This window comes from Kitasatospora sp. NPDC086801 (assembly GCF_044745805.1).
GTDB lineage: Bacteria > Actinomycetota > Actinomycetes > Streptomycetales > Streptomycetaceae > Kitasatospora.
The window spans coordinates 136,893-152,716 of the sequence record NZ_JBIVAX010000004.1; the positions used below are offsets into that span (position 1 = coordinate 136,893).

The following is a 15,824-nucleotide window of genomic DNA, read 5'->3' on the forward strand; positions in this document are numbered from 1 at the left end:
TCACTTACCACCCTCGAAGTGGGGATTCTCCCAGATGACGGTCCCGCCCATGCCGAAGCCGATGCACATCGTGGTGAGGCCGTAGCGGACGTCCGGGCGCTGCTCGAAGCGGCGGGCCAGCTGGTTCATCAGGCGCACGCCGGAGGAGGCCAGCGGGTGGCCGAAGGCGATCGCACCGCCGTACGGGTTGACCCGCTCGTCGTCGTCCGCGATCCCGTAGTGGTCCAGGAAGGACAGCACCTGGACGGCGAAGGCCTCGTTGACCTCGAAGGCCTGGATGTCGTCGATGGTCAGACCGGCCTTGGCCAGCGCCTTCTCGGTGGCCGGCACCGGGCCGATGCCCATGACCTCGGGCTCCACGCCCGCGAAGGCGTAGGAGACCAGGCGCATCTTGACCGGGAGGCCGAGCTCCTCGGCGACATCCTCGGCGGCCAGCAGCGAGGCGGTGGCGCCGTCGTTGAGGCCGGCCGAGTTGCCCGCGGTGATGTTGCCGTGCGGGCGGAAGGGGGTCTTCAGACCGGCCAGGCTCTCCATCGTGGTGCCCGGGCGCATCGGCTCGTCCACGGTGGCCAGGCCCCAGCCGGTCTCGCCGACCTCGGGGTTGGTGTTGCGGATCGAGATCGGCACCAGGTCGGGCTGGATGTCGCCGTTGGCGTACGCCTTGGCGGCCTTCTCCTGCGAGCGCACGGCGTAGGCGTCGCAGCGCTCCTTGGTCAGGTGCGGGAACCGGTCGTGCAGGTTCTCCGCGGTCATGCCCATGAACAGGGCGGACTCGTCGACGAGCTTCTCGGAGACGAAGCGCGGGTTCGGGTCGACGCCCTCGCCCATCGGGTGGCGGCCCATGTGCTCGACGCCGCCGGCCACGACCACGTCGTACGCGCCGAAGGCGATGCCGCCGGCGGTGGCGGTCACGGCCGTGAGCGCACCGGCGCACATGCGGTCGATCGCGTAGCCGGGGACGGACTTGGGCAGGCCGGACAGCAGGGCGGCGGTGCGCCCGATGGTCAGACCCTGGTCGCCGATCTGCGTGGTGGCCGCGATGGCGACCTCGTCGATGCGCTCGACGGGCAGGTTCGGGTTACGGCGCACGAGCTCCCGGATGCACTTGACGACCAGGTCGTCGGCGCGCGTCTCGTGGTAGATGCCCTTCGGGCCGGCCTTGCCGAACGGGGTGCGGACGCCATCGACGAAGACGACGTCCCTCGCGGTACGAGGCACGGGGGCTCTCCTCCCAGGGACCAACATTTGAGGTGGGCAGGCTGCCGCCGGTGAAGACCCGAGCGGCGCCGCTCCACCGTCATGCTACCGGTCGGTAACCAACCTGCCCAGGCCTCACGGAGGGTTCACCCCGTGTGTCCCGCGACACGTCCGACCGGCGGGAGCCGGAAGACGGACCCCGGATACGCCGAAGGGGGCGCCGTCGCGAGGACGGCGCCCCCTCCGGGAGGACTCGGTCAGGCCTGGGCGGCCGCGGCCGCGGCGAACGCGGCGGCCACCACCGGCGCCACCAGGTCGACCTGCCACTGCCGGGCGCCGAGCCGGCGCAGCGCGGCTGCCACGCCCGCGGCGGCCGGATCGGCCGGCGGCTCCCAGGAGACCCGGCGGACGAGGTCCGGGGTGATCAGGTTCTCGGCCGGCAGGTTGTGCCGCTCGGCGAGGTCCGCGACCGCGGCGCGCGCCCCGGACAGCCGGGCGGCGGCCACCGGGTCCTTCTCGGCCCAGGCCCGCGGCGGCGGCGGCCCGTCGTGCGGCGCGGAGGCCGGCGGCAGCTGGTTCTCCGGGACTTCCCGGCCCCGCTGGACGGCGGCCAGCCACTGCTCCAGCTGGCGCCGGTGCACTCGTGGCCCGAAGCCCTGGACGCCCTGGAGCGCGGCGATGTTCAGCGGCATGGCCAGCGCGGCGTTGACGATCGCGGCGTCCGAGAGCACCCGTCCGGGGGAGACGTCGCGTTCCTGCGCCAGCCGGTCCCGGGCCAGCCACAGCTCGCGCACCACGGCCAGCTGGCGGCGCCGGCGGACCTTGTGCAGCTGCGAGGTGCGGCGCCACGGGTCGGTGCGCGGGGCCGGGCGCGGTGCGGCGGCGATCGCCGCGAACTCCTCCAGGGCCCAGCCGAGCTTGCCCTGGGCGTCCAGCTCCTGTTCGAGTGCGTCGCGCAGCTCGACCAGCACCTCGACGTCCAGAGCGGCGTAGCGCAGCCACGGCTCGGGCAGCGGGCGGGTGGACCAGTCCACCGCGGAGTGCTCCTTGGCCAGGCTCAGCCCGAGCACGCTCTCGGTCATCGGCCCGAGGCCGACCCGGGCGAAGCCGGCGATCCGCCCGGCCAGCTCGGTGTCGAACAACTGCCGGGGTCTCATGCCGACCTCGGCCAGGCAGGGCAGGTCCTGGGTGGCGGCGTGCACCACCCATTCGGTGTCGGCGAGGGCGTCGCCCAGGCCGCTGAGGTCCGGGCAGGCGATCGGGTCGATCAGTGCGCTCCCGGCGCCCGCGCGGCGCAGCTGGATGAGGTACGCGCGCTGCCCGTAGCGGTAGCCGGAGGCCCGCTCGGCGTCGACGGCGACCGGTCCGGTGCCCTCGGCGAAGGCGGCGACGGTGGCGGCCAGCGCCTGCTCGTCCGCCACGACGGGCGGGATCCCCTCCTTCGGTTCGAGGAGCGGGACCGGGGCTGCTTCTTCTGGGATGGCTGCTACGGCGTCGGTCACCCACCAAGGGTACGACGGTCCTCGCGGCCGGGAGTGTTGTCGGACTGGTCAGACCGGGTCCGTGACTATGCCACGGGGCCCGGGCGGTGGCTGCGGGACACGGCTACGGCGGTCGAGGAGGAAACGTTCCTCCTCGACCGCCGCAGCGGGCCCGTTCGAGGACTCAGTGGATGATGCCGGTGCGCAGCGCGACCGCGACCATCCCGGCGCGGTCACCGGTGCCCAGCTTGCGGGCGATCCGGGCGAGGTGGCTCTTGACGGTGAGCGCGGAGAGGCCCATCGCCACACCGATCGCCTTGTTCGACTGTCCTTCGGCGACTAGCCGCAGCACCTCGACCTCACGGCCGGACAGCTCGCGGTAGGCGGACTGCTGCGCGCCCGGCGCACCGGGGGCGCCGGGGGCTCCGTGGGCGCCCGGCGCCCCCACGGCGCCCGGCACGCCCGGCATACCGGGGCGGCGCATCCGCCCGGCCAGCCCGGCGGCGCCGAGCGGCAGGCCCGGGCGGCCGGGCATCGCGACGTTGGTGCGGGTGCCCGTGACGACGTAGCCCTTGACACCGCCGGCCAGCGCGCTGCGGACGGCGCCGATGTCGTCGGCGGCGGACAGGGCCAGGCCGTTGGGCCAGCCCGCGGCGCGGGTCTCGGCCAGGATGGTCAGGCCGGAGCCGTCCGGCAGATGTACGTCGGCGACGCAGATGTCGCGTGGGGTGGAGACCCGGGGGCGGGCCTCGGCGATCGAGGACACCTCGATCACGTCCCGGACTCCGAGCGCCCACAGATGGCGGGTGACGGTGTTTCGGACGCGAGGATCGGCGATGACCACCATGGCGGTGGGCTTGGTCGGGCGGTAGGCGACCACGTTTGCGGGGTGCTCAAGAAGGACCGACACCAGGCCTCCTGCGGGGAGTGGCGGACGGAACCCCGATGGGGGCGGTCGGAGTGTTCCGCGTTCGGAAAGGGTCACAGTCTGCTTCGGCAGCTACCGTGCCGGGCTTTAGCGAAAGATCACGATCTAGTGAGTAACAATACGGACAAATCGCGCATATGAGTGATGCGACCCGCCCCGAATTCGCACAAAATAGATCAGATCTGGTGCTGATCGGTCGGTTTCGGCCGGTTAATTGACCCGGAGCGGGATCGAAGTCACACTCCGTCAGTCCTGGGGGTGGCATCGGGCCGGCCGGTGTCGTCCGGCCCCGGGCGCCACTCCTCAGTGCGAACGCGGACGCCGCCGCGCGGGCATCGGGACCACCCCACCGAGTGACGGCACATCGGCCGGCGCCTGCGGGGCCGGCGCGGCCGGCGGCAGGCCGGCGCTGATGCACAGCAGGTCCCCCCAGGCCGCCAGGTGCCGCTCGAACCGGCCGTCGGCCGGCGTCCAGGAGGCCCGGATCTCGATCTCGGTCGAGGACGGACGGTCCGACAGCCCGCCGAAGTACTGCGAGGCGCAATGGCTCACCGTGCCGGACGGCTCCGCGTACCCGGCGCCGTGCGCCTGCAGCGCGTCCAGCAGCCAGGCCCAGCCGACCTCCGAGAGCATCGGGTCGCCGGCCATCTCCGGCTCCAGCTCCGCCCGGGTCATCGTCACCACCCGGAACTCCCCGTTCCAGGCCTCCTGCCCGGCCGGGTCGTAGAGCAGCACCAGCCGGCCGTCCGCCAACTCCTCGCCGTCCACCTCCACCGAGGCGGTCACCGCGAACGCGTGCGGGGCCAGCCGGCGCGGGGCCGGCGCGGGGGAGAGCTGGACCTCGGGCCGCAGCCGTGCTCCGTCGAGGGCCTCCACGGCAGCCCGGAACTCGCTCGGCGCCCCCTCCCGAGCTGTTCCGCCACCTGCTCCGCCACCCTGCGCGGGGTGCCCGCCGACCGCTGCCATGCCCCGAAGACTAGGTCGAAAACCGTGGTTAAGGCCGCAACTTCCGTCCGAGCGGCGTGCCGGAACGGCAAACCCGGCCAGATCTTGGAGGAACCCACGAGACCGGCCGGGAGGAGCGCCCCGAGGCGCATGCGAAGATTTGGACCGTGAGCGAGACTACGGCAGACACCACGGCGGCCACCCCCGACGGCCGGACCACCCCCGCGCGCCGCGGCGCCGCGTACGACTCCGCGTTCCTGCGCGCCTGCCGGCACGAGCCCGTGCCGCACACCCCGGTGTGGTTCATGCGCCAGGCCGGCCGCTCGCTGCCCGAGTACCTGAAGGTCCGCGAGGGCATCCCCATGCTGGAGTCCTGCATGCGGCCCGAGCTGGTCAAGGAGATCACCCTCCAGCCGGTCCGCCGGCACAAGGTGGACGCGGCGATCTTCTTCAGCGACATCGTGGTGCCGCTCAAGGCCGTCGGCATCGACGTCGAGATCAAGCCCAACGTCGGCCCGGTCATCGCCGACCCGATCCGCACCGCCGAGGACCTCAAGCGGCTGCGCCCGCTGGAGCCCGACGACGTCCCCTACATCACCGAGGCCGTCGGCCTGCTGGTGGACGAGCTCGGCGAGACCCCGCTGATCGGCTTCGCCGGCGCCCCCTACACGTTGGCCAGCTACCTGGTCGAGGGCGGCCCGTCCAAGAACCACGAGCACACCAAGGCCATGATGTACGGGCAGCCCGACCTGTGGGCCGCCCTGGTCGACCGGCTCGCCGACATCACCTCCGCCTTCCTGAAGGTGCAGATCGAGGCCGGCGCCTCGGCCGTCCAGCTCTTCGACTCCTGGGTCGGCTCGCTCGCCCCCGACGACTACCGCCGCTCGGTCATGCCGTCCAGCACCAAGGTCTTCGACGCCGTCGCCTCCTACGGCGTGCCGCGGATCCACTTCGGCGTCGGCACCGGCGAACTCCTCGGCCTGATGGGCCAGGCCGGCGCGGACATCGTCGGCGTCGACTGGCGGGTGCCGCTGAACGTCGCCGCCGAGCGCGTCGGCCCCGGCAAGGGCCTTCAGGGCAACCTCGACCCGGCCGTGCTGTTCGCCCCCACCAAGGTCGTCGAGACGAAGGCCCGCGAGGTGCTGCACGCCGCCCAGGCCCTCGGCACCAGCGGCCACATCTTCAACCTCGGTCACGGCGTCCTGCCGTCCATGGACCCGGACGCCCTCTCCCGCCTCGTCGCCTTCGTCCACGAGGCCAGCGCCCGCTGACCCCCGCGGTGAGTCCGAGGCCGGGTGGCGCTCCGCTACCCGGCCTCCACCTCGATCCCCGCGCGCCGCAGCAGCGCCGCCGTCACCCCGTCCCCGGGGCGCAGCTCCCCGGTGAACGTCCCGTCGTACACCCGCCCGCAGCCGCAGGACGGGCTGCGCGCCATCAGCACCGCCCGCCGCGCCCCCGCCGTCTCGGCCGCCGCCAGCGCCGCCCGGGCCCCGGCCACGAACTCCGCCGTACAGTCCGCGCCCGCCGCGTCCACCACCCGGGCCCGCCCGTCCAGCACGTCCGCCCCGTCCCCGCCCACGATCTCCGCCGGAGGCCGCGGGGTCGGCAGCCCGCCCGCCCCCTCCGGGCACACCACCACCGCCCGCCCCGCCTCGACCAGCCCCACCACGTCCGGCGAGGTCCTCGCCCGCCCGTCGTACCGGCACGGCACCCCGGCCAGACACGCACTCACCACGATCGGTTCCATAGCACACAGCCTAGGCAGCGGCTCGCAGGGCCTCGGAACTCGCTATCTTGGGAGCATGAGCGAGCTGCCGGACTGGATGTACGCGCCCAGAGACGAGGGCTGGTTTGCCGATGACCTCGACCACCTGCCGCAGGCGCCGCGGCACACCGAACTGATCGATGGGGCACTGGTCTTCATGATGTCTCCGCAGCGTTCGTTTCACGGCAGGGTCGTGCGAAACCTGACCGCTGCGCTGGAGGCGTTGGCACCGGACGGGACGATGGCCGAGGACCAGATGACGGTCAAGCTTGACCGGTGGAACCGGCCGGAGCCGGATGTGGTGGTTGCCACGGCGGAGTACGCCACCGGCCGTACCTGGTTCGCCGTCGCTGACGTGGCGCTCGTCGTAGAGGTCGTCTCCCCCGAGTCCGCGCACCGCGACCGTACGGTCAAGGTCCGCAAGTACGCCGAGGCCGGGATCCCGCACTACTGGATCGTCGAGGAGGAGGACGGCCTGCCGGTCGTGCACGTCTTCGAGCTGGAGCCGGCGACGTCCTCCTACGTTCCGGCCGGGATCTTTCGCGGCAAGCTCGAACGCCCGGTGCCGTTCCCGATCACGATTGATCTGGACGGGCTGGTGCCGGCCGGGCGGCGTGCAGCGGATTGAGGGCCCGGTGTAAAGACCTGCGAGACTGCGGGGCATGTCGGATGCACAGGTCGTCGTCGTCGGTGGTGGGATCGCGGGGCTGGCTGCGGCCGCTTTTCTGAGCGGGGCGGCCGGGGGGCCGGTGCGGGCGCGGGTGACGCTGCTGGAGGCGTCGGAGCGGGTCGGCGGGAAGCTGTGGGGCGGCCAGGTCGGTGGGGTCCGGGTGGACCTGGGGGCCGAGTCGATGCTGGCGCGGCGGCCGGAGGCGGTGGAGCTGGCACGGGCGGTCGGGCTGGGGGAGGAACTGGAGCCGCCGACCACCGCGAAGGCCTCGATCTGGACGCGGGGCGCGCTGCGTCCGCTGCCGGGCGGGCAGGTGATGGGCGTCCCGGGCGATCTGGACGCGCTGGCGGCCTCCGGGGTGCTCACCGCCGAGGGGCTGGAGCGGGCCCGGCACGAGGGCGCGACCGAGGTCGGGGAGGACGTGGCGATCGGCCGCTACGTCGCCGACCGGCTGGGCCAGGAGGTGGTGGACCGGCTGGTCGAGCCGCTGCTGGGCGGTGTCTACGCCGGGCGGGCCGACGAGATCTCGCTGCGCGCCGCCGTACCGCAGTTGCTGGCGATCGCGCGGGGCGGCGGCTCGCTGGTCGACGGGGTGCACGAGCTGGCCTCGCGGCCGAAGGTGGTTGGTGCGCCGGTGTTCCAGGGCCTGCGCGGCGGGCTCGGCACCCTGCCGGAAGCCGTCGCCACCGCCTGCCGGAAGGCGGGCGTGGACCTGCGCACCGGTGCGCCGGTGGACGGACTGCGCCGCACCCCCGGGGGTTGGCGGGTGGTGACCGGCGACGGCGAGGTGCTGCACGCGGACGCCGTGGTGCTGGCCGTCCCGGCGCCGGCCGCCGCCCGGTTGCTGCGCGCGGACGCGCCGACGGCGGCCGCCGAGCTGGACACCGTCGAGTACGCGGGCATGGCGCTGGTGACCCTGGCGTTCCGCCGGGCCGACCTGGCGGAACTGCCGGTCGGCAGCGGGTTCCTGGTGCCGCCGGTGGACGGGAGGCGGATCAAGGCGTCGACCTTCTCCTCCAACAAGTGGGGCTGGCTGGAGCGTTCCGCCCCGGACGCGTTCCTGCTGCGCACCTCGCTGGGCCGCTACCGCGAGGAGGAGGCGCTGGAACTGCCGGACGAGGAACTGGTGGCCCGGTCGCTGGCGGACCTCGGGGAGGCGATCGGCCTGACCGCCCGGCCGTACGACACCGCCGTCTCGCGTTTCCGGGCGGGCCTGCCGCAGTACCCGGTGGGCCACCTGGACCGGGTGGCCCGGATTCGGACCGCGGCGGCCGGGGTGGGCGGACTGGCGCTGTGCGGTGCCGCGTACGACGGGGTCGGCATTCCGGCCTGCATCGGCTCGGCGGCCGCCGCGGTGGCCGCCCTCGACAAACTGTTGACCCCGGCAACCGGGGAAGGTTCCACGGAGAGGACAATGGGCGCATGACTGAGACCGTTGAGCAGCAGCCGGAGAAGAAGAAGGCGCGCGACCTGAACCAGGTCATCCGCTACACCATGTGGTCGGTGTTCAAGCTCAAGGGCGCGCTGCCCGAGGACCGCACGGCGCTGGCCGCCGAGGTGGACGAGCTGTTCGCCCAGCTGGCCGCGAAGGACGTGACGGTGCGCGGCACGTACGACGTGTCCGGTCTGCGTGCGGACGCCGACCTCATGGTCTGGTGGCACGCCGAGGACTCGGACGACCTGCAGGAGGCGTACAACCGCTTCCGCCGCACCGGCCTGGGCCGCCAGCTGGAGCCGGTCTGGTCCAACATGGCGTTGCACCGCCCCGCCGAGTTCAACAAGTCGCACATCCCGGCGTTCCTCGCCGACGAGCGCGCGCGCGACTACGTCTGCGTGTACCCGTTCGTCCGCTCCTACGAGTGGTACCTGCTGCCGGACGCCGAGCGGCGCGCGATGCTCGCCGAGCACGGCCAGATGGCCCGTGGCTACCCCGACGTGCGGGCCAACACGGTGGCCTCGTTCGCGCTCGGCGACTACGAGTGGCTGCTCGCCTTCGAGGCGGACGAGCTGCACCGGATCGTCGACCTGATGCGCGACCTGCGCCCTTCCCGGGCCCGGCTGCACGTCCGCGAGGAGGTGCCGTTCTTCACCGGCCGCCGCAAGCCGGTCAGCGAGCTGCTCAACGGCCTGGCCTGAGTTCCGCGGGATCGGTGAACGGGGTCCGCTTCGGCGGGCCCCGTTTCGCGTGTCACGTCCGGTGGGGGCGGAGGGCGGCGCGCAGGCGGGGGTCGGGGAGGACGGCGGGGCCGTTCATGGCGACGGCGGTGAGCAGTTCGCGCTCCTCGTCGTCGGCGAGGCCGCGCTGGCGGGCCGGACGGACCTCGCGCAGCACCTCCTGGCCGACCGGGGACGCCCAGCGGGTGTAGGGGTAGACGTCGACCCGGGCCATCAGCAGGGTGCCCGAGGTGAGCACCAGCGGCAGCGAGAACCAGGCGACCGGGGCGACGGTGTCGCCGCCGGTGAAGCCGCTGAGGGCCAGCGCGGCGGCCAGCAGGAGGAGCGTCAGCAGCAGCGCGTGCCGCACCTGCCGGACCACCAGGACGGTGCTGCGCTGGACCAGGGCCGGGGTGGCCAGGCCGGCCAGCGAGAGCCGGGCGCCGATCTCCAGGACGGTCGGGTGCTCGGCCATCGCCCGGCGCAGCTCGTCGGTGCGGCACTGGCCGTCGGGGCCGACGGTGGCGATGACCGCGCGCTCCAGGCGGCTGCGGCCCCTGGGGTCGACCACCGTGGTCCAGCCGGTGTGCGCCAGGTGCAGCCGGCCCCGGCCGGCCATCAGGACGAGGGCGAGTTCGACCACCCGGTCCGGGCCGCCGGCCAGGTAGGCCGTCTCGTACAGCCCGATCCCGACGGCCTCGGGCGGGCGCAGGCCGTCCGCCTCGGTCAGGGCGTCGGCGGTGGCGGTCGTCCGGACCAGCCGGAGACACGAGAGGACCGCCGCGACGCACGCCGGTATCAGGAACAGCAACCACATGGGCTTGTTGTATGCCTGGGCCGATGGCGCGGGGAACGGCTTCCCGGACCGCGATACCGAACTGTGACGTCAGGAGCCGCAGCCGCCGCCGCCACCGCAGCTCGACGAGGACGACCCGCAACTGGAGGAGGACGACCCGCAGCTCGACGAGGAGGAGCCGCAACTGCTGGAGCCGGAGCCGCAGCTGGAGGACGAGGATCCGCAGCTGCTGCTGCTTCCCCCGCAGCCGGAGGAGCCGGAGTGGGAGGAGCCGCACCAGGACGCGGAGCCCCCGCAGGAGGACCCGGACGAGCCACCGGTGGAGGAGCTGGAGGAGGAGCTCGTCGAGGCGGAGGCGTAGGAGCTCGCGGCGGCCGACTTCATCGCCTCGTCCTGGGCGGCCGCGGCCAGCATCGCGGACTGCAGCTCGTCGTCCTCCAGCCCGGCGGCGGCCAGCCCGCCGAGCGCGAGGGCGCCCAGCAGCACGCCGCCGGTCATCTTCGGGGACAGGCCGGCGCTCGGCGTCCACGGCGTGCCGATCTTCATCAGGGAGAGCTGGCGCTCCCCGGCCGGGGTGATCCGGCCCTTGGCCGGCCGGGTGACGAGCAGGCTGAGCCCGCCGATGAGCAGGAGCAGCACCGGGATCCACAGCGCGGGGCGGTCGGAGCCGGCGCCGTCCAGCACGTGGGCGAGGACGGTGGAGACGACGGCGCCGAGCAGGGCGAGCCAGAGCAGCCGCCGGGCGGTGCGGGCCCGCCGCAGCCGCTCGGGGCGGCGCATCAGGCCGCGGTCGGCGAGCCGGTCGCCGATCTCCTGCACGGCGGCGGAGCGCATCACGGCGCGGCGCAGCGGGGCGAGTTCACGGCTGCCGCCCGGGCCGACGGCGTCCAGGACGGCCTGGTCGACGGCGTCGTACGGCTTGTGGCCGGTGAGGGTGACCAGGCCGGCGCGGCTGATCACGGCCCGCTCGGAGAGGTGCATCCGGACCAGGGCGGTGTCGAAGACCCGGCCGGGGCCGCCGGACAGGAAGGCGGCGTCCATCAGCGGCAGGCCGCGGCCGGGCAGGCCCTGGACGTGCGGGACGTGGCCGACCCGCTGCCTGGTCCGGGACGCGTACAGCGAGGCCGCCGCCAGCAGGACGGCGGGGATGACGAAGTAGGTGTTGTGCCACATGGGCGGTTCCCCCGAGGTGTGCGGTGAAGACGAGTACGCGGCCGCGGTGTGCGGTGAAGGCGGATGCTCAGCGCCGCAGGGCCTGGCGCAGGCGGGCGAGCGGGCCGGGTGCCCGCTCGGGGGCCGGGCGGAGCCACTGCTCCAGGGCCCGGCGGTGGTCGGCGGCGAGCGGGCCGCCGTCGGTGAGTGCCCAGGCGGCGAAGGCCCGGGCGTCGGCGCGGTAGCCGCCGGTCTGCGGGTGCCGGCGGGCGTAGTCGAGGAACAGCGGCCCGTACGGCCGGCCGAGCAGGCGGGGCAGTTCGGGGGCCACCTTGGCGACGGTGTCCCGCCGTTTGGTGGCCAGGCCGGTGGACTGGGCGCGGACCTGGTCCGGGTCGAAGCCGGGCGGGACGGGCCCGCCGGCCACCAGGGCGGCGAGCAGGTCCTCCTGGCGCCGCGCCAGCCTGGCACGGGAGCCGCTCGGGCACGCGACTGAGGGGTGGCGGGACCAGGCCTCCCGAGGCGCGTCGCGGGGGGCCGGGTCGGCCATCCGCCGGGTGCTCCCCTCCAGCACCCGGCGGATGGCGTCCAGTTCGCCGGCCAGTTCGGTCGGCGGCGGGAAGTCGGCGTCCCGCTCCAGCAGGACGCCGGGTGGTGCGACCCGTGCGCAGAGTTCGGCCAGGACCTCCAGCACCGGCTCGGTGACGGGGTGGGCGTGGGTGTCGTGCCAGACACCGTCGACCAGGGTGCCGCCGGCGACGTGGACGTAGGCGAGCGCCTCCAGCGGCAGGCGGTCCAGTTCGGCGGCCGGGTCGACGCCGAGGTTGACCCGGTTGGTGTGCAGGTTGGCGACGTCGATCAGCAGTCGGACGCCGGTGCGTTCGACGAGTTCGGCGAGGAACTGCCCCTCGGTCAGCTCGTCGTCGGGCCAGGCCAGCTGGGCGGCGATGTTCTCCAGGGCGAGCGGCACCGGGAGCTGGTCCTGGGCGATCCGGACGTTCTCGGCGATCACCCGCAGCGAGTCCCGGGTGCGCGGGACGGGCAGCAGGTGGCCGGCCTCCAGGCCGCCGGCCCGGACGAACGCCAGGTGCTCGGTGACCAGCGGGGAGTCGAGGGCGAGCGCCGCCCCGGCGAGCTTGGCGAGCCGGGCGGGGTCGGGCAGGTCGGCGCCGCCGAGGCCGAGCGCGACGCCGTGCGGGATGACGGTGACGCCACGGGCGCGCAGGACCGTCAGGGACTCGGGCAGGTGGTCGGCGCAGATGTTCTCGGCGACCACCTCGACCCAGTCCAGGCCGGGTTGGCGTTCGACGACGGTGTCGATCTCGCTGCGCCAGCCGAGGCCGACGCCGAGGCGGGGTGCGCCGCCCCGCGCCGGGGTGGCGGAGCCGGGCAGGTCCAGAGCAGGGGAGGTCATCGGTTCGCCCCCTTCGGAGGGCCGGGTGGGGAGGCCGTCGGGCGGTGCGGGCTTCGTCGCCAGGACCGCGCGGCCGTGTTGCAGAGGATGTCCCCGGGTGGGGTGGTTGCCAAGCCCCGCCCGGTCTTCTCAGAGCATTATTTGAGCTTGCCGCCGCGGGGGTGAGGGACTTTGGTCCCGAGCCGGGGGCGTTGCCGCAGGTGGGGCGCACCGGCGGGGGGAAATTCGGAGGCGCCGGACGGGTCGGCGGGGCTAGCGTGGGAACCCATGACTTCTTTGACGATCCGTGATTTCCGCCCCGACGACGCCGAGGCCGTGGCCGCCGCCCACCGGGCCGGGCGCGAACACCTGGTGATGACCGCCGAGGCCCTGCTCTGGCTGAACGACCGGCAGAGCCCGGGCGAACACTTCCGCACCTTCGTCGCCGAGTTGGACGGCCGGGTGGTCGGCGCGGTGCGCTGTGCGGTGGTGCTCGGGACGACGACCACCGGCGTCGGGTACGCCAACGGCAGCGTGCTGCCGGAGTTCCGGCGGCTCGGCGCGGCCACCGCGCTGCTGGCCGCGGCCGAACGGCACCTGGCCGGGCACGGGGTGGTCGAGCTGCACACCTGGGTGGACGACGATCCCGGCTCGTCGGCCTTCGCCGCCGCCCGGGGCTACGAGCTCGGGCGCTCGGCGCAGTTCGGCGGACGGGACTTGACGCTGCCGCTGCCGCAGGCACCCGTACGGCCGGCCGGCGTCGAGCTGCGTCCGGCCGCCGACTGGGCGGCCGACCCGCGCCCGTTGTTCCTGGTCGAGGCGGACGCCATCCGGGACGAGCCCGGCGAGGTGCCGATGGACGCGCTGGACTACGAGGACTGGCTGCGGGGCGACTGGGCCCGACCGGACCTGGACCGGGAGCTGACCGTCGTCGCCGTGGTGGACGGCGAGCCGGCCGCGCTCAGCTTGGCGCAGACCGACGGGGTGGACCGCTACTGGTCCGCGTTCACCGCCTGCCGCCGGGAGTTCCGCGGGCGCGGGCTGAGCAAGCTGGCCAAGCTGGAGTCGCTGCGCCTGGCGGCCGCGGCGGGCTACCGGCGCGCGTACACCTCCAACGACGCGACCAATGCGCCGATGCTCGCGATCAACGCGTGGCTGGGGTACGAGCGGTGCGCCGGGGAGCGCAAGGGGATCAAGCGCTTGAAGTAACCCTCGGTGCGGTGATTCTGACGCTCGGTATTGCCGTGAGGTGGGTATTTTCGGCCACGGCGGGGACTTAACCAGGGCACACAGTTCGTGGTCGAGTCTTCCTCCGTGGGGATGATATGGAGATCCTGCTCCAGGTGTTCATCGCATCGGTTCCGGCCGTGATCGGATTCCTCGCGGCCCGCTCCCTTGCCCGGACCAGACTGTTCCTGCGCTACGGCTTCCTGCGGGCGCTGCTGGCGCCGTACAGCCGGGTGCAGATCATCACGCCGAGCATCGAGGTCGCGGAGTTCGCGTTCACCACGGATGGTTGCCAGCTGACCAGCCGCGGGCCGAAGAACGTGCTGTTCATGCCGATGGCCGAGGCCAGGGCGATAGCGGGGCTCACCGACCTGCTGCGGAAGGTCAACCGGAAGGCGACGATCGAACTGGTGGTGGCCGGCGCGCAGGACCCGCGGATGCCGACCTTCTCGATCGGCGGCCCGAGCGTCAACTCCTACTCCGCCGGCGTGCTGGACGCGGTGTTCCCGGACTTCGCCATCGAGTACCCGGACGAGGCCCGGGCCCGGTGGGGCGGAATGACCTTCGAGGCGCTGTACAACCCGGCCGGGGAGCTGATCCGTGACCACGGCTTCATCTTCGTGACCCGCACGCCCCGGCAGGCGCCCTGCGTCGTGCTGTGCGGGGTGTTCGCCTTCGGCTCCGCGATGGCGGTGGAGGCGTTGGCCGCGGCGAGCCGCAACTCCCCGCTGGCGGCGCTCTTCCGCTCGGGGGAGAAAGGATTCGTCGCGGTGGAGGGGCGGGTGATAGGCCTGGACACCGTCGACGTCACGGTCGAGGTCTGCCGCACCCTGCCCGCGCCCCGGTCCGACGTCCCGTCGGGATTCCGGGGCGAGGTGTCCACGGGCCGTCCCGACGGTTGAGACGATTGGTCTCGACCACAGGGGGCGAAACCGGACAGCTCGGGAGAGTTTGGGGCAGTAACTCCTACTGTCCGCACAGGTTTTGCCCCGACCCTGACACGCTTTGGGCATAATCGCGCACATGACGATCAACCGTGCGAACGTGAGCGCGATTGCCGAGGACCTGCACGTGTGGCTCCCCCCGAAGCGGGGCTGGGGCCTGGCCAACTGCGGGCTGCTGGTTTCGGCGAAGACCGCGCTCTGGATCGACACCCCCTACGACCCCACCCTGGCCGGGGAGTTCCTCGCCGCCAGCCGCCGCCTGCTGCCGGCCGGGGTCGAGGTCGACCGGGTGATCGTCACCCACGCCAACGGCGACCACCTGTGGGGCGCCGGAGTCGTCCCGGACGCCGAGGTGATCTCCACCCGCGAGGCGCTGGAGCACATCCACTACGAGCCCACCCCGCAGCAGCAGCACGCCCTCGTCGTCGGCGGCGACCCGGACTCCCCGCTCGGCGGCTACCTCAGGGAGCACTTCGGGCGGTTCGACTGGTCCGCCACCGACCCCGTGCACCCGGACACCGTCTTCACCGGCGAGCTGGAACTGCGGGTGGGTGAGTACCCGGTGCAGGTGACCGGCCTGCCCGCCGCCCACACCGGCGGCGACCTGATCGTCCACCTCCCGTACCAGCGCGCCGTCTTCACCGGCGACGTGATCTTCGGCTCGACCCCCGAGTACCCCGGCGACCACCCGGTGCACTGGGCCGGCCCGCTGGAGAACGTGATCACCGCCTGCGAGCGGATCCTGGCCACCGGCGCCGAGATCTTCGTCCCCGGCCACGGCCCGGTGCTCGACCGCGACGGCGTCCGCCACCACATCGCCTACCTGACGTACGTCCGGGAGCGCGCGCACGCCCTGCACACCGCCGGAATACCCGCGCTGGACGCCGCCCGGCGGGTGATAGCCGAGCAGCGCCACCCCGAACTCGGCCTGCCCGAGCGGCTGGTGCTCACCGTCGCCGCCGAGTACCGGCACCTGGACGGCACCGAGGTGCCGAACGTCCTGGAGGCCATGGGCCAGGTCGCCCAGGTGGCCCGCGAACTGGCCGAGGACGCCGCCCGCAGCCCGCGCCCGCACGCCGCCGCCCGGGACTGATCTCCCGGGCCCGACCGCCCGCCGCGCCCGGGGCGGACCACCGGCCCCGGCCCCAGCAGCCAACCCGCCAGGACCCCCG

15 protein-coding genes are annotated in these 15,824 nt (G+C 73.6%); 7 read left to right on the top strand and 8 right to left on the bottom strand.

From position 1 onward, the window contains the following. The 4 genes from ACIPLC_RS07470 to ACIPLC_RS07485 form a co-directional block, all read right to left on the bottom strand. Entirely contained in the window at positions 1 to 1,218 is a 1,218-nt protein-coding gene (locus ACIPLC_RS07470) for a thiolase family protein (protein WP_400472003.1), read from the bottom strand. A 236-nt stretch (positions 1,219 to 1,454) separates the two neighbouring features. Then, the gene (locus ACIPLC_RS07475) at positions 1,455 to 2,699 is read right to left on the bottom strand and encodes an HRDC domain-containing protein (RefSeq protein ID WP_400472005.1); all 1,245 of its coding nucleotides are present in this window, start codon (positions 2,697 to 2,699) and stop codon (positions 1,455 to 1,457) included. A 163-nt stretch (positions 2,700 to 2,862) separates the two neighbouring features. Then, on the bottom strand, positions 2,863 to 3,588 hold the full coding sequence (locus ACIPLC_RS07480; protein WP_400472007.1) for a LuxR C-terminal-related transcriptional regulator: 726 nt from the start codon (positions 3,586 to 3,588) through the stop codon (positions 2,863 to 2,865). 321 nt (positions 3,589 to 3,909) lie between these two features. Next, entirely contained in the window at positions 3,910 to 4,572 is a 663-nt protein-coding gene (locus ACIPLC_RS07485) for a DUF3000 domain-containing protein (RefSeq protein ID WP_400472008.1), read from the bottom strand. A 146-nt stretch (positions 4,573 to 4,718) separates the two neighbouring features. On the opposite strand from ACIPLC_RS07485, the gene hemE reads away from it, so the two are divergent. Next, positions 4,719 to 5,822 carry a uroporphyrinogen decarboxylase gene (hemE, locus tag ACIPLC_RS07490; RefSeq protein WP_400472009.1) on the top strand — a complete coding sequence of 368 codons (1,104 nt, stop codon included), beginning with the start codon at positions 4,719 to 4,721 and terminating at the stop codon, positions 5,820 to 5,822. 35 nt (positions 5,823 to 5,857) lie between these two features. Here the strand turns inward: hemE and ACIPLC_RS07495 are convergent, their stop codons facing one another. Then, positions 5,858 to 6,298 (bottom strand): DUF523 domain-containing protein, encoded by a 441-nt coding sequence (locus tag ACIPLC_RS07495; RefSeq protein ID WP_400472010.1) that lies wholly within the window; start codon positions 6,296 to 6,298, stop codon positions 5,858 to 5,860. A 55-nt stretch (positions 6,299 to 6,353) separates the two neighbouring features. Between ACIPLC_RS07495 and ACIPLC_RS07500 the strand changes: the two genes are divergently transcribed. From ACIPLC_RS07500 to hemQ, 3 genes are read left to right on the top strand one after another with little or no spacing between them, the layout of a single operon-like run. Next, a complete protein-coding gene (locus tag ACIPLC_RS07500; RefSeq protein WP_400472011.1) occupies positions 6,354 to 6,944 on the top strand; it encodes a Uma2 family endonuclease in 591 nt (196 codons plus the stop codon). Positions 6,945 to 6,978: 34 nt separating this feature from the next. Beyond that, a complete protein-coding gene (gene hemG / locus ACIPLC_RS07505; protein WP_400472012.1) occupies positions 6,979 to 8,412 on the top strand; it encodes a protoporphyrinogen oxidase in 1,434 nt (477 codons plus the stop codon). Further along, positions 8,409 to 9,122 (top strand): hydrogen peroxide-dependent heme synthase, encoded by a 714-nt coding sequence (hemQ, locus tag ACIPLC_RS07510; protein WP_400472013.1) that lies wholly within the window; start codon positions 8,409 to 8,411, stop codon positions 9,120 to 9,122. Before hemG ends, hemQ begins: the two co-directional genes overlap by 4 nt. Before the next feature lie 52 nt (positions 9,123 to 9,174). Here the strand turns inward: hemQ and ACIPLC_RS07515 are convergent, their stop codons facing one another. From ACIPLC_RS07515 to ACIPLC_RS07525, 3 genes are all read right to left on the bottom strand, one after another. Beyond that, entirely contained in the window at positions 9,175 to 9,957 is a 783-nt protein-coding gene (locus tag ACIPLC_RS07515) for a TIGR04222 domain-containing membrane protein (protein WP_400472014.1), read from the bottom strand. A 69-nt stretch (positions 9,958 to 10,026) separates the two neighbouring features. Continuing rightward, entirely contained in the window at positions 10,027 to 11,109 is a 1,083-nt protein-coding gene (locus ACIPLC_RS07520; RefSeq protein WP_400472015.1) for a TIGR04222 domain-containing membrane protein, read from the bottom strand. A 67-nt stretch (positions 11,110 to 11,176) separates the two neighbouring features. Then, positions 11,177 to 12,502, bottom strand: coding sequence for a DUF692 domain-containing protein (locus tag ACIPLC_RS07525; RefSeq protein ID WP_400472016.1), 1,326 nt, complete (start codon positions 12,500 to 12,502; stop codon positions 11,177 to 11,179). 267 nt (positions 12,503 to 12,769) lie between these two features. Here ACIPLC_RS07525 and ACIPLC_RS07530 point away from each other — a divergent pair, with 267 nt between their 5' ends. From ACIPLC_RS07530 to ACIPLC_RS07540, 3 genes are all read left to right on the top strand, one after another. Continuing rightward, the gene (locus ACIPLC_RS07530) at positions 12,770 to 13,690 is read left to right on the top strand and encodes a GNAT family N-acetyltransferase (RefSeq protein ID WP_400472017.1); all 921 of its coding nucleotides are present in this window, start codon (positions 12,770 to 12,772) and stop codon (positions 13,688 to 13,690) included. 116 nt (positions 13,691 to 13,806) lie between these two features. Continuing rightward, the gene (locus ACIPLC_RS07535; protein ID WP_400472018.1) at positions 13,807 to 14,610 is read left to right on the top strand and encodes a hypothetical protein; all 804 of its coding nucleotides are present in this window, start codon (positions 13,807 to 13,809) and stop codon (positions 14,608 to 14,610) included. Positions 14,611 to 14,731: 121 nt separating this feature from the next. Further along, the gene (locus tag ACIPLC_RS07540) at positions 14,732 to 15,745 is read left to right on the top strand and encodes an MBL fold metallo-hydrolase (protein ID WP_400472019.1); all 1,014 of its coding nucleotides are present in this window, start codon (positions 14,732 to 14,734) and stop codon (positions 15,743 to 15,745) included. Positions 15,746 to 15,824: the final 79 nt, after the last annotated feature.

What these genes read in the sequence shown, in the direction of transcription:
- ACIPLC_RS07485 (WP_400472008.1), bottom strand. Translation starts at nt 4,572, where the DNA reads ATGGCAGCGGTCGGCGGGCACCCCGCGCAGGGTGGCGGAGCAGGTGGC.
- ACIPLC_RS07495 (WP_400472010.1), bottom strand. Translation starts at nt 6,298, where the DNA reads ATGGAACCGATCGTGGTGAGTGCGTGTCTGGCCGGGGTGCCGTGCCGG.
- ACIPLC_RS07500 (WP_400472011.1), top strand. Translation starts at nt 6,354, where the DNA reads ATGAGCGAGCTGCCGGACTGGATGTACGCGCCCAGAGACGAGGGCTGG.
- hemG (WP_400472012.1), top strand. Translation starts at nt 6,979, where the DNA reads ATGTCGGATGCACAGGTCGTCGTCGTCGGTGGTGGGATCGCGGGGCTG.
- hemQ (WP_400472013.1), top strand. Translation starts at nt 8,409, where the DNA reads ATGACTGAGACCGTTGAGCAGCAGCCGGAGAAGAAGAAGGCGCGCGAC.
- ACIPLC_RS07515 (WP_400472014.1), bottom strand. Translation starts at nt 9,957, where the DNA reads ATGTGGTTGCTGTTCCTGATACCGGCGTGCGTCGCGGCGGTCCTCTCG.
- ACIPLC_RS07520 (WP_400472015.1), bottom strand. Translation starts at nt 11,109, where the DNA reads ATGTGGCACAACACCTACTTCGTCATCCCCGCCGTCCTGCTGGCGGCG.
- ACIPLC_RS07525 (WP_400472016.1), bottom strand. Translation starts at nt 12,502, where the DNA reads ATGACCTCCCCTGCTCTGGACCTGCCCGGCTCCGCCACCCCGGCGCGG.
- ACIPLC_RS07530 (WP_400472017.1), top strand. Translation starts at nt 12,770, where the DNA reads ATGACTTCTTTGACGATCCGTGATTTCCGCCCCGACGACGCCGAGGCC.
- ACIPLC_RS07535 (WP_400472018.1), top strand. Translation starts at nt 13,807, where the DNA reads ATGGAGATCCTGCTCCAGGTGTTCATCGCATCGGTTCCGGCCGTGATC.
- ACIPLC_RS07540 (WP_400472019.1), top strand. Translation starts at nt 14,732, where the DNA reads ATGACGATCAACCGTGCGAACGTGAGCGCGATTGCCGAGGACCTGCAC.